Source organism: Spirosoma sp. 209 (genome assembly GCF_002006735.1).
In the GTDB taxonomy this organism is placed as follows: domain Bacteria; phylum Bacteroidota; class Bacteroidia; order Cytophagales; family Spirosomataceae; genus Spirosoma; species Spirosoma sordidisoli.
In genome coordinates this window covers 11780-23959 of sequence record NZ_MVEC01000009.1, presented here as the reverse complement: position 1 = coordinate 23959, position 12180 = coordinate 11780, and the positions used below count along the sequence as shown (strand labels likewise).

General features: G+C 55.2%; 12 protein-coding genes. 3 read left to right on the top strand and 9 right to left on the bottom strand.

Features of this window, described 5'->3' with window-relative positions:
• Nucleotides 1–87: 87 nt before the first annotated feature.
• Together B1C80_RS15380 and B1C80_RS28730 are read right to left on the bottom strand one after the other, a co-directional pair.
• Nucleotides 88–1029, bottom strand: coding sequence for a GDP-L-fucose synthase (locus B1C80_RS15380; RefSeq protein WP_077922082.1), 942 nt, complete (start codon nt 1027–1029; stop codon nt 88–90).
• Between the two features lie 168 nt (nt 1030–1197).
• Nucleotides 1198–1353: a hypothetical protein gene (locus tag B1C80_RS28730; protein ID WP_236648802.1), complete on the bottom strand. Its 156-nt coding sequence runs from the start codon at nt 1351–1353 to the stop codon at nt 1198–1200.
• On the opposite strand from B1C80_RS28730, the gene B1C80_RS15375 reads away from it, so the two are divergent.
• Nucleotides 1352–2191: a toxin-antitoxin system YwqK family antitoxin gene (locus B1C80_RS15375; protein WP_077922081.1), complete on the top strand. Its 840-nt coding sequence runs from the start codon at nt 1352–1354 to the stop codon at nt 2189–2191. The genes B1C80_RS28730 and B1C80_RS15375 overlap by 2 nt on opposite strands.
• Nucleotides 2192–2200: 9 nt before the next feature.
• Here the strand turns inward: B1C80_RS15375 and B1C80_RS15370 are convergent, their stop codons facing one another.
• The 3 genes from B1C80_RS15370 to B1C80_RS15360 all read right to left on the bottom strand — a co-directional run bounded on the left by B1C80_RS15370 (nt 2201) and on the right by B1C80_RS15360 (nt 5459).
• The gene (locus tag B1C80_RS15370; protein WP_077922080.1) at nt 2201–2998 is read right to left on the bottom strand and encodes a tetratricopeptide repeat protein; all 798 of its coding nucleotides are present in this window, start codon (nt 2996–2998) and stop codon (nt 2201–2203) included.
• Between the two features lie 76 nt (nt 2999–3074).
• Nucleotides 3075–4484: a DEAD/DEAH box helicase gene (locus B1C80_RS15365; RefSeq protein WP_077922079.1), complete on the bottom strand. Its 1410-nt coding sequence runs from the start codon at nt 4482–4484 to the stop codon at nt 3075–3077.
• 72 nt (nt 4485–4556) lie between these two features.
• On the bottom strand, nt 4557–5459 hold the full coding sequence (locus tag B1C80_RS15360) for a fructosamine kinase family protein (RefSeq protein WP_077922078.1): 903 nt from the start codon (nt 5457–5459) through the stop codon (nt 4557–4559).
• Between the two features lie 101 nt (nt 5460–5560).
• Here B1C80_RS15360 and B1C80_RS15355 point away from each other — a divergent pair, with 101 nt between their 5' ends.
• Nucleotides 5561–6757, top strand: a complete 1197-nt coding sequence (locus tag B1C80_RS15355; RefSeq protein ID WP_077922077.1) for an anhydro-N-acetylmuramic acid kinase — start codon at nt 5561–5563, stop codon at nt 6755–6757.
• Nucleotides 6758–6765: 8 nt separating this feature from the next.
• Here the strand turns inward: B1C80_RS15355 and mog are convergent, their stop codons facing one another.
• The 3 genes from mog to B1C80_RS15340 form a co-directional block, all read right to left on the bottom strand.
• Nucleotides 6766–7290: a molybdopterin adenylyltransferase gene (mog, locus tag B1C80_RS15350; protein ID WP_077922076.1), complete on the bottom strand. Its 525-nt coding sequence runs from the start codon at nt 7288–7290 to the stop codon at nt 6766–6768.
• 103 nt (nt 7291–7393) lie between these two features.
• A complete protein-coding gene (locus tag B1C80_RS15345; RefSeq protein WP_077922075.1) occupies nt 7394–9214 on the bottom strand; it encodes a glycosyltransferase in 1821 nt (606 codons plus the stop codon).
• A gap of 184 nt (nt 9215–9398) precedes the next feature.
• Nucleotides 9399–10397, bottom strand: a complete 999-nt coding sequence (locus B1C80_RS15340) for a N(4)-(beta-N-acetylglucosaminyl)-L-asparaginase (protein ID WP_077922074.1) — start codon at nt 10395–10397, stop codon at nt 9399–9401.
• A 107-nt stretch (nt 10398–10504) separates the two neighbouring features.
• Between B1C80_RS15340 and purU the strand changes: the two genes are divergently transcribed.
• Nucleotides 10505–11320: a formyltetrahydrofolate deformylase gene (gene purU / locus B1C80_RS15335; protein ID WP_236648821.1), complete on the top strand. Its 816-nt coding sequence runs from the start codon at nt 10505–10507 to the stop codon at nt 11318–11320.
• Here purU and B1C80_RS15330 read toward each other — a convergent pair.
• On the bottom strand, nt 11307–12038 hold the full coding sequence (locus B1C80_RS15330) for a copper homeostasis protein CutC (RefSeq protein WP_077922073.1): 732 nt from the start codon (nt 12036–12038) through the stop codon (nt 11307–11309). The two genes, purU and B1C80_RS15330, sit on opposite strands and share 14 nt — an antisense overlap.
• Nucleotides 12039–12180 lie beyond the last annotated feature (142 nt).

Here is a 12180-nt window from a genome sequence, read left to right as displayed (position 1 = left end):
AAAAGTGCTGAGGTGTATGAGACGCGAGTGACTTTATTGCTGATGCGTATGAGACGCAAAGGCCGGATCGCCGGTGCGACTGCGTCTCTACTCGACGTACATGACCTCGTTAGTCAGGAAATCCTGATAAGTTTTCTCGAGGCCGTCTTTCAGTTCGGTGGCGTGTTTCCAGCCCAATGAGTGTAGCCGGGAAACGTCCATCAGCTTGCGGGGCGTACCATCGGGCTTATCGGTGTTCCAGCGGAGTTCACCTTCGAAGCCAACGATCTCTTTGATCAGTTCGGCCACTTCGCGAATCGTAACGTCTTCGCCGGTTCCGATGTTAACAAACAACTCATCGTCGTAATTCTCCATCAGGAAGAAACAGGCATCGGCCAGATCGTCGGCATGCAGAAATTCGCGCCGGGGTGATCCGGTTCCCCATACTTCTACGGTAGGCAGGTTATTCACCTTGGCTTCGTGAAATTTGCGGATCAACGCCGGCAGTACGTGCGAGCCATTCAGGTCGTAGTTGTCGTTTGGGCCGTAGAGGTTGGTAGGCATAGCCGAGATGAAATTGCAGCCATACTGACTCCGGTACGCTTCGCACAACTTGATACCCGTAATTTTGGCAATGGCATACGGCTCGTTGGTTGGTTCAAGATACCCGCTGAGCAGGTACTCTTCCTTGAGCGGCTGTGGCGCCAGCTTCGGATAAATGCACGATGAGCCCAGGAACAACAACTTCTTCACCCCCGTTTTATAGGCGCTGTGAATGATGTTCGACTCGATCATTAGGTTATCGTACAGAAATTCGGCACGATAGGTGTTGTTAGCCAGAATACCGCCAACTTTGGCAGCGGCCAAGAATACGTAGTCAGGACGTTCATCCGCGAAAAAATCGGCCACGGCCGCCTGATTTCGCAAGTCCAGTTCGGACGAAGTACGGGTGATGATTTGAGAGTAGCCTTCGGCCTGGAGCTTTCGGACAAGGGCCGAACCGACCATGCCCCGGTGTCCGGCCACGTAAATGCGAGCCTGTTTTTCCACGACGGTTGATTATGAATGAACTACCGGACCATCCGGCTGAGTATATACAAAATAGTAAGACCTGACAGAGCGTTTTATAAAGACCAGCGCCTGCTTTTACACAAAGCTAACAAACATCGTTTATCAATCGTTTGCCAGACCTATGTTCGCCAAAAATTTCAAATATTATTATATAATAAGTTTACTGAATATAATAATTGTAAATAAATCGCAGGCGCAAACAAGCGCACCGGCCTCGCTGACAACTGCTTCTAAACCAGTTCTTGAGCCGTCGGGGGCTGCTCCATCTCCTTTTTCCTCATTTTCGTCGGTATCATCGACCATGACAACGCTGGGTGTCCCCACCACTTCTTCGTTGAAAGAACAGAAGGATGCCTACCTGTCAACGATCATCCCGGCCGATCTGGGTCTTAAGGTGAAACAGCTCAAGAAATTGAAGGCTGACCGGAAAAGCAAGAAAAAATTATTGAAGACTGAATACGAGGGGCTCTCGATCGTGAAGGCCTATACGAAGATGGGAAGTGGCGATCGAACCATCGTAGAAGAGTTTTCGATTCTGCGCAGTAACGATGCCGCCAAGCCACTGCCTTATGTCCGCGACATCTACCGCTATTATCAGCGAAGCGCCCGGGTATCGAGTTCCATCATTCGCGACGAAGGAACCGGACTGCTCCTGCACGGACCCTATAAACGATACCAGAACGGCGAGCTGGTTGAGGAAGGATTTTATTACGCCGGCATGAAAGACGGCCGCTGGGAAAAATACGACAGCAAATTCATGCTGATCGATAAAACTTACTGGCGTCAGGGCGTACCGGCCGACTCAAAATTGACCTATTACGACTCGACCCATCATAAGATCAAAGAAATCGTACCGGTCGAGTACGGTAAAATAACCGGTACTTACATGGCCTTCCACGAAAACGGTGCTTTGGCCGAAGAAGGTAAGTATGACAATGGCGTAAAAATAGGCCGCTGGACAGAATTCTACCCCAGTACGCCGGGCGGTCGCCGAATGCGCCGGAAGATCGTTCAGCACGGCAGCAGCCAATGGGACGCCGACTTTGAGCCGATCGTACTGACGGAGTGGGACGAGAAAGGGAAAGTGACCTTTGAGCGGGCCAAAGAAAAGACGATTCAGGAAGACGAAACCGAAAATTAAGTCGGCACCCTACTTAAAAACGCCCTTCGGATCAGGGTGTTTGGCCAGCAGATCGTTGAGGTAATTCAAATCCAGCTGCGAGAGGTCGAGGTTGCGGGCCTGATGGAAATAATCCCAGGCTTTGGCGTAATCCGCTTTCAGGTAGCTAACCAGCGACAGTTTCTGAAAAGAAGTGGCATTGGCGGGGGTCAGTGCTACGGCCCGCTGCAGGGCTGCTTCGGCCTCGTCGAGCATTTCGGGAGAGGCATGTTCCTGGTGATATTTGATCTGCACCGTGGCCAGATCCGTCATCAGTACGGCATTGCTGTCGGCAACGCTGAGCCCGCGCTTCAGCATCCTGATTGCGTCGGGCAACTGGTTTTTCTGGTAGCAGACAACCCCCAGGCCCCAGTACGCATCGGCATTTTTGTCGTTCAGCAGCCAGGCCAGGTTGAAGCGGTGAGCCGCGGTATCGAGTTGACCATCGGCCACGTAATCCCATCCCCGCGCGGCAAAAAAATCGCTGGCTTCCGGACGACTGGCAAAATTCTGGTCGCAATCATTCAGAAAATGTACTTCCTGATCGATCTGCTCGGCTGTTTTAGGCCGTTCGCCAAAAAGTGGAAGGGTATTGATTGCCCCGCCCGAAGCCTCTGTAGTGGCTTCGGTGGCATGAGCGCCCGTTTCCGTCTGCGCGGTTGCTGACGATTGCGAAACACCCGACGTACTGTTGTTGCGGACTGATGTAATGAGCTGTTTGGGTTGAGCTGCCGAAATCAGGGGCAGAACAACGAGACTTAGCTGCATCAGATTCATTCGAACACGCATAACGGTCAGCACACCAGAGGAGTAGTATGTTCCGGTAGAACGAAGAAGGCAACCAAGTTAGTACATTTTTACGGAATTAACGGCGATTGCCGCGGCCCCCCGAGCGTTTCGATCCGCCTGGTTTAGAACCTGCTGCTGCGCCGGTCCGGGGGCGCGGGCCCGTAGAGCGCGACGCTGGTTTGGCGCTGCTGCCAGGGCGACTCGTGCCAGTTCTGGATCGGGCCGGTGCCATATTTTTTGCTTTCTTTTCGTGGAAAGCGCCCAGAAACGTCGGATCTTCTTTCCGGCGTTGTTCGTCGACTTCGCGCAACAGGGCCTGCTGCTCGTCGAAAGGCGTTTCGGTAATCTCGACGACCCTCGGAATAGGAACGCGCGGTATCGTCATCCGGATAATCTTTTCGATCTTCTGAACGTGATACTCTTCGGCTATGGTCATAAAGGTGATAGCCTCGCCGGTATGATTGGCGCGGCCCGTGCGGCCGATGCGGTGTACGTAGTCTTCGTAGATGAGCGGCACGTCGAAATTAATGACGTGGCTGACTTCGACGACGTCGATACCACGGGCTGCCACATCGGTCGATACCAGCACCCGGATGTTGCCTTCCTTAAAAGCTTCCATCGAGTTGATACGGGTATTCTGGCCTTTGTTGGCATGAATGACCCGAATCTGATCCGACTCAATCACTTTACGGGCCAGAAACTTATAAATATTGTCGGCGGTGCCTTTGGTTCGGGCAAATATGATACCCCGCGTGAAATCGTCGCGGGTAACGAGGTAGTCGAGCAGATTGATTTTGGTCCGGAAGTTCGGCACCTGATAAAGAACCTGGTTTACCATCGCAGCCGTTGAAGCCTGTGGCGTAACCTCAACCTTGATCGGCGCTTCGAGAAATTCTGACGACAGGCGCTCAACGCGCCCGCCGAAGGTTGCCGAGAAGAGCAGGTTCTGCCGCTTCGACGGAATAACCTCCAGAACGGCCCGGATCTGGGGCATGAATCCCATATCCATCATTTTGTCGGCTTCATCGAGGATCATAGTCCTGATGTCTTTGGTAACGATATGCCCGAGTCGGTACAGGTCGATGAAGCGACCAGGAGTGGCCACCAGAATGTCTACGCCCTGGCTCAGCGTTTCTATTTGCTTTTTAGGGCCTAAACCGCCATACAGAGCCAGGTGGCGCAGGTCGGTATATTTGGCCAGCTGGCTTATGGCTTCGTTGATTTGCAGTGCCAGCTCGCGGGTAGGAGCCAGAATGAGCGCCCGTGGATGGGTGCCCTGGGCGTATTTCACTTTCATCAGCAGCGGCAGCAGATAAGCGGCCGTTTTGCCGGTACCTGTCTGCGCAATGCCCAGCACGTCGTGATTGCCTAGACTCAGCGGAATGGTCTTTTGCTGAATAGGGGTCGGCTCGGTATAGCCTAAATCGGCTACTGCGTTCAACAACTGCCGGTTGATCTCAAACTGATCGAACGATGTAATCTCCATGATGCAAATCAATAATGGGGGGCCATGCGTTGGGCTGGCTGCATACGTGCAACAGCCAAAACGCACTGACGCCTACAGGTAGCGCTTTAAAATTCGCTCTACGCCACTAACGTAACCTGACCCAAACAGATTCACATGTACCAGCAAAGGATACAGATTATAAATGCCCACCCGCTCGTCGAACCCCCGGTCGAGGGGGAACGCTTCGTTATAGGCATCGTAAAAACGCTGATCGAACCCGCCAAATAATTTGCTGAACGCCAGCTCGGCTTCCCGAAACCCGTAATAAACGGCCGGGTCGATCAGGGCGGGGGTGCCCTGTTCGGTAACCATCACATTGCCAGACCATAAATCGCCGTGGAGCAGGGCCGGCCGTTCGTTGGGAAGCAGGTTGGGGAGTTGCTCGCGCAGCCGGAAGAGAGCTTCGTAATACGGTTTGGTCAGTAGCCCCTTGTACAGCGCCATACCGGCCTGGGGCAACAGCCGCTGATCGAAGAAAAAGTCAAAACCGCTGCTGGTGAGCGTGTTGGTTTGCGGAAGCGAGCCGATGAAATTATCGAAATGAAGCCCAAACCGGGGCTGGGTGTGCGAGTGCATCTCGGCCAGTGACTGCCCCAGCATCTCCCAGTACAGCTGATTTGGCTTACCCGACGAGATAAACTCCAGGATCAGGTACGATTTACCCTGGTGCTGCCCGCAGCCCATAATTTCCGGAATAGCCAGCGTATCGGTTTGCCGGAGCAGGTTCAGCCCCCGCGCTTCCGTTTCGAATGGATTGAACGCGCCCAGCGTCGTCTGGCTGTCGGCATGATTCCATTTTACAAAAAAAACGCCTTCCGACGAGAAGACCTGAGCCGCCATGTTGATGTCGCCCCCCGATAAAAACTGGGTCTCGATGACATCGACAGTACGGCCCAGCGTCTGAAACAGAATGCTCTCGAAAAAGGAAAATTGTTCGTCTCCCCAAAAATTCATACACTTTGGCTGCAAGAAAGTATCTTCGGGCGTCCCGGACCGACAAGCGCTGTTTCGGATGAACAGGCGGCTGGCAGACAAAAAAGAGACAACCCAAGGGCATGAACGCACAACTACAACGTCTTTATTCAGCGGCTCAGCAGGCCGATCGCCGGATTATCGGACTCATGTCAGGAACCTCCCTCGATGGTCTCGATATTGCCTTGTGCCTGATTTCAGCGAGCGGTCCGGCCACCCGGGTGAAGCTCGAACAGTTTATGACAGTACCGTACGACGAAGGTCTGAAAGACGAGATTCGTGCCATCTTTGCTAAGACACAAATCGACTTTGAGCAACTTTGTTTACTAAATCCATACATAGGGCAGCTACACGGCCAGATGATTCTGGATGCACTGCGTACCTGGAACATCGATCCCCGGGCGGTTGATCTGGTGGCCAGCCACGGCCAGACCGTATACCACGCGCCCAAAAGTCAGCATCGGCGGGCGGGCTTTCCGAACGCAACCCTGCAGATTGGCGACGGCGATCATGTAGCGGCTGTAACGGGTATTATCACGCTGAGCGACTTCCGGCAAAAACACGTGGCCCACGGGGGCGAAGGCGCACCGTTGGCCGTATACGGTGATTATTTCATGTTCTCCAAAGCCGGTGAGAATCGAATCTTACTGAACATGGGCGGTATCGCTAACTTCACCGACCTGCCGGCCACTGAAGATGCCAGCGCCGTTTTTACGACCGATACCGGACCCGGTAATACGCTCCTCGATGCCTACGCCCGCCGACTGCTGAACCAGCCGTACGATAAAGACGGCGCGCTGGCAGCCAGTGGCCAGGTAAACGATGGGTTGCTGGCAGCTCTGAAAGATAACCCGTTTTTCGATGCCCCGTTTCCCAAAACGACCGGCCCCGAAGTCTTTAATACCCAGTACGTCGACGCGGCTCAGGCGCGTAGCCGTACCACCGACCTGGCACCCGCCGATCTGATGGCGACGCTGGTTCAGTTCAGTGCGGATACCATTACCGATGCCATCAGCCGCGTCCTGCGCGCCGGTGAATCATACGTGGTGTATATGAGTGGGGGCGGTATGCATAACCCGGTGCTGACCAGCGCCATCCGGCAACGCCTGCCTGCCTGTAGCTTCGGATATACCGACGACCTGGGTATCAATGGAGACGCCAAAGAAGCGGTTTTATTCGCTGTTTTGGCCAACGAATGCGTGGCGGGCGGTACGACCTCCTTCGGGAATCGGCAGGGCGTACCGAGTATCACTATGGGGAAAATTAGTTTACCGGCCTGATCAGTGCCCTACGCCTTCGGGCGGAACACCTTCATCTGCTCTTCGTTGGTAGTCAGAAACGGCCCGCCAATCAAGTCGATACAATACGGAATGGCCGGAAAAACGACCGACAGGCACTGGCCGATGGCCTTTGGCTTGCCCGGCAGGTTAAGTATCAGCGTCTGGTCGCGGATACCCGCCGTTTGCCGCGACAGAATGGCCGTGGGTACATAGTTCAGACTTTCCTGGCGCATCAGTTCACCGAAGCCGGGCATCATTTTCTGACAAACGGCTTCGGTCGCTTCGGGGGTCACATCGCGGGGCGAGGGGCCGGTGCCGCCCGTGGTAACGACCAGACAGCAGCCCTCGCTATCGGCCAGTTCGATAAGGGTTGCTTCGATCTGGTCCTGCTCGTCGGGAATAACGCGGTATACCGGCTCCCAGTCGCAGCTAAGCCAGTCGGTCAGCAGCGCCACAACGGCCTTGCCCGGAATATCCTCGTACACGCCCGCGCTGGCCCGGTCCGAGATATTGATTACGCCAATACGTATCATAGACTAGTAAAAACAGAGAGTCGGTTTACGTGCCTGGTATTCGACTACCCGGAAACCAGGCCGCCGAACACCAGCCGCGTAAACCGACTATGATGAACTGAAACTAAGGTTTCTTACGCTTCAGGGCCAGGTCGTGGGCCGTATCGTAATACGAACGGAGGTTGGTCCAGTCGAAGACCTCCGCAATGCTCTCGACCCGGTTCCGCTGCTGAATACGGTCACGCTGGGCCATTTTCACGAAGCGAAACAGGACGTTGGTCAGCTGGTCGGCGGCTTCGTTGAAGTTCTGGGTCCGGCGGTTGATGACATAGATCCCGCGGTTTTCGTAGTCCCGCATGATCTGCATGATAAAGTCGCCGAAGCCCGACTGATCGCTCGTGACTGTCGGAATGCCGCGCACGACACACTCCAGCGGAGTATAGCCCCAGGGTTCGTAGTAGCTCGGGAACACCCCCAGGTGGCAACCACGCACAAACTGGCTGTAGTCCAGTCCGAACAGCGGATTGGTAGAGGCAATGAAGTCGGGATGGTAAACGATCTTGACCCGATCATACTCATTATTAACGAGGTTGGCCTGCTGGATAAACCGCGTCATGTCGTCTTCCTGCACGAGGTTGTGCGTCACGAAAGGCGGTAGCTGCTTGTTCTTCCAGCTCTGAACCGTTCGCCGGAGCCGGAGCCGCCAGTACTCATCGACAAACGTGTTGAGGTCGGGGAGGGCGTTGGCACTCTGCCCCGAAGCGGCTGCATGAAAGAGCCGTTCGCCCACCTGTTTTTCGATGCTCTCGCAGGTTTCCTGAATCTCGTCGAGTAAAGCCCGGGAGTGAAGCACGTCGGGGTTGATAGATGTAAAGGGCTGCTTTGTAACCATGAACATCACCACCGTCATGTCCATGTTAGCCTCGCGCATGCGGTAGTTGAGCCGCGCCAGGGCCTCCAGCGTAATGTCGTATCCTTTGTTGGTGAACTCGAAGCGGCCCGAGGTAAAGAAGTACAGGGTCTTTTCCAGATCGAACGAGTAGTTCTGGAAGAAATGGCCCATCACGAACTCATGGATCTTATCCTTATACTTGACGTGCAGATTCTGGAACTCGTGGACAGCCGCAAAGCGGGTGATATTCAGGCCGTTTGGCAGAATGAGGTCTGTTTGCCGGCCCAGGAAGACCTCGCACTCGCGCGAGGTCACATCGCTGACGGTGGTAAACACGTGGGCCTGTTGAGCGGCCAGCCGCTCAATGGTTGCCTGGGTTTCGATACCGTAGTGGCGGGCTTCGCGGAGCCAGTCGAAGAACGGTAGCTTACCGTAAAAACCGGGTTCGTTCTGCGCCAGATACCGGCCCAGCATGGTAGCATGGGTGGTGAAAACAGTAGCTACCTTTACGTTATCCCGGCGCAGGTCGGGCAGGCCGCTGCTGGCCATCCACTCGTGGAAGTGAGCCACGAAGTCGACCCGCCGGGCATGATCCTCTGCCAGGAGGGTGATAAAGACCCGAACCATCTCACCGAACGCAATGGTCTGGTTTACCAGGTCTTCAACATTCAGCGTCGATAGCTGGTGGTTTTGCCAAAGCTGGCCTTTGATGGCGTTAAGCTGGTCAACGCCGATGCAGGTAATATCGAAAAGGACAACGCGCGGCCGACCCGTTACGAGCCAGTACCCATACTCGACGCTATACCCCATCTGCCGCATCTTACGAACGGTCTGACCAATCTCGGTTGCGTCAGATTCGGTAATGGGTTCAAACTCGGCGGCTGCCCGCTGCGGGAAGTAGGGGCCCAGCGCTACGTAGTTATCATCCCACTTCTCGACCATAGCCGGTACTTTAGACCGGATTACTGTATAGATGCCGCCGACCTGGTTGCAAACTTCCCAGGCAATTTCGAGCAGGAGTTTGCGCTTCGACGTGGAGAATACCGATTCCAAGAGCTTATTTGTGGTTTTGGGTTGAGAACTATAGTGTTGTTGCAGCGGTCTGTTTATTGGATCGATTCGTTGAGCGGCAAACCCGACTAATGGAAACGACAGCGTCAACAGATTCCATAACCTGACTAAGTAGCAAGGGTTCAAAAACTGCCCAAACTACGTATGCCAAACTACAAACCCCAAACTATTTACTCAGAAATGATTTAGCTTCCCGAACCTCCGTTCGTCCGTTCTGCGAAACGGTATAGTTGAATCCGGTCTGGATGCTGTAGGCGCCAATTTCGCCCTGCCGGTTTACGGCCAGTACGCCCACCTGTACATCGTTCAGGTTGCCCTGCCCGTCAACGTATTTGCCGTCTTTGATAGAAGGCCCTTTCACGATTCGGTTGATGACTTCCTCGCAGGCCTGCTGCGGTGTCTTACCCTGCCGCATCAGTTCAACCGCCAGAAAGGAACCGCAGGTCCGCATGACCAGCTCGCCCAGCCCGGTAGCACAGGCCGCTCCGATTGTGTTGTCAACAAACAGGCCGGAGCCGATGATGGGTGAATCGCCGACGCGGCCGTTCATTTTATAGGCCAGACCGCTGGTGGTGCAGGCTCCCGAGAAATCACCTTTGGTATCCATCGCCAGCATACCGATGGTGTCGTGGCGTTCGATGTTGACCTGGGGTTTGTATTTGGCCGTTTTCATCCACTCGCGCCAGGCGGCTTCCGATGATTTGGTGAGCAGGTTCTCTTTTTTGAAACCCTGAGACAGCGCGAACTTCAGCGCGCCCTCGCCCGATATCATAACATGGGGCGTTTTTTCCATGACGGCCCGCGCTACGGAAATGGCGTGCATAATATGCTCGAGGTAGGTGACCGAGCCGCAGTTGCCGCGCTCGTCCATGATGCAGGCATCCAGCGTAACCCGCCCGTCGCGGTCGGGCAGACCACCGTATCCTACGCTCGTATCATTTGGGTCGGCTTCGGGAACGCGGGCTCCGGCTTCTACGGCATCAAGGGCCCGCCCGCCCCGGCTCAGTACAGCCTCGGCGGCTGCGTTGGCTTTGGGCTGGTTCCAGGTCGATACAACCAGCGGACCGGATGCGTAAGACAGGGGGGGCGATTGAGTCGTGAAGGCCAGGGAAGGAAACAGGCCGGAGAGGGAGCTGAGCGTAAGAAAGCGTCGACGATTTACCATGAGTGTTGTGATTTGGCTAAAAATAAAGCATTAACCGGGACGCCGTACTACTTTTGCCCAATTTCTTGGTTTCTATGGCTCCCGACACCAGCAAACACATCCTGCTCATGGACGGTCCCGACAGTAAGGGACTGATCTACCACGTTACGGGCGTATTGTATCGCCACGGCCTCAATATCATTCATAACGACGAGTATGTGAGCCCGGCCGGCCAGTTTTTCATGCGCACCGAGTTTGAGGGAACGTTTGACAGTGAGGCCCTGCTAAACGAGTTATACAATACCCTGCCCAACGCCGACGGCATTACCTTCCGGCTCAATCCGAAGCGGAAAAAGAACATCGTTGTCTTCGTTACCAAGGAGCACCATTGCCTGGGCGATCTGCTCATCCGCTACGCTTTTGACGAACTGGACGCCGATATACTGGCCGTGATCAGCAACTACAATCATTTGCAGCCGCTGGTCAGTAAGTTCGGGATTCCTTTCCATTACGTCTCCCACGAGGGCCGGAGCCGCGAAGAACACGAAGAGGCCATTCGCCGAACGCTGTCCATCTACGAGCCGGACTACCTCGTGCTGGCCAAGTACATGCGCGTGCTGACGGCCGGATTCGTTGGCCTGTTCCCGAACCGGATCATCAATATCCACCACTCGTTTCTGCCCGCGTTCGTGGGCGCCAATCCCTACCGGCAGGCCTACGAGCGGGGCGTCAAGATTATCGGTGCCACGGCCCATTTTGTCAATAACGACCTCGACGAAGGACCCATCATTGCCCAGAATGTTAAGGAAGTAGACCATCGCCATTCGGCAGCGGATATGGCTACCGAGGGGCGCGATGTCGAAAAAATCGTGCTGTCGCAGGCGCTGAAGCTGGTCTTCAACGACCGGGTGTTTATTGCCGGAAACCGCGCTATTGTGCTGTAATCGTCACCACCGCCTGTATCTTACCGGCGTTGGCTTCAACGAGGTCATACTCGCCGGGTACCGACGAGGCCATTGACAGGGCGGGCTGCCGATAGTGCATCGCACTGTCGTGCCGGACACCGCCACTGAGGTGCAGCGCATCCACCCCGGCGTCGATCAATACCTGAGCATTCTGGGCGTTGACTCCCGATCCGGCCATGATCTCGATCCGGCCTGCAGCCTGCCGGGTTAGCTGCCGCAGGAGTGTTGCTCCTCTGTCGGCCGTAGGTTGCTGCCCTGACGTAAGAATCCGAACGGCACCGGTGCGAATGACGGCCTCCAGCGCTTCGGCGGGGTCGCGCGTCATATCGAAAGCCCGGTGAAAGGTGACCGGCAGGGGGTGGGCCAGTCGAATCAGTCGTTGGGTAGTTGCTTCGTCAACCGTGCCGTCGCTGTTCAGCAGCCCCAGTACGAGGCCATCGGCGCCGTAGGCCTGAGCCAGTCTGATGTCGTCTTCCATCACCGCCAGCTCTGACTCGTTATAGAGGAAGTCGCCCCCGCGCGGACGGATCATCACGTAGACGGGAATATGCAGGTGTTGCCGGGCCTGCCTGATCAGGCCCGCGCTCGGCGTGGTGCCGCCTTCGGGCATACCCCCACACAGTTCGATACGACCGGCGCCGGCCTGTTGGGCTGTCAGGCAGGAGGCCAGGGAGTAAGCACATACTTCAACAATCATTGGTTTCAGAATCAGCCTATATGGATAAGGGTTCAGCCGCCGGGGAGCAACATTGAGTAGGAACCCAAAACAAAACAAAAGCTAGTGCGTTATTGGCCTAAATCCCCATACAGGCCGTTCTGCAACATTTTTGAGGAATTAG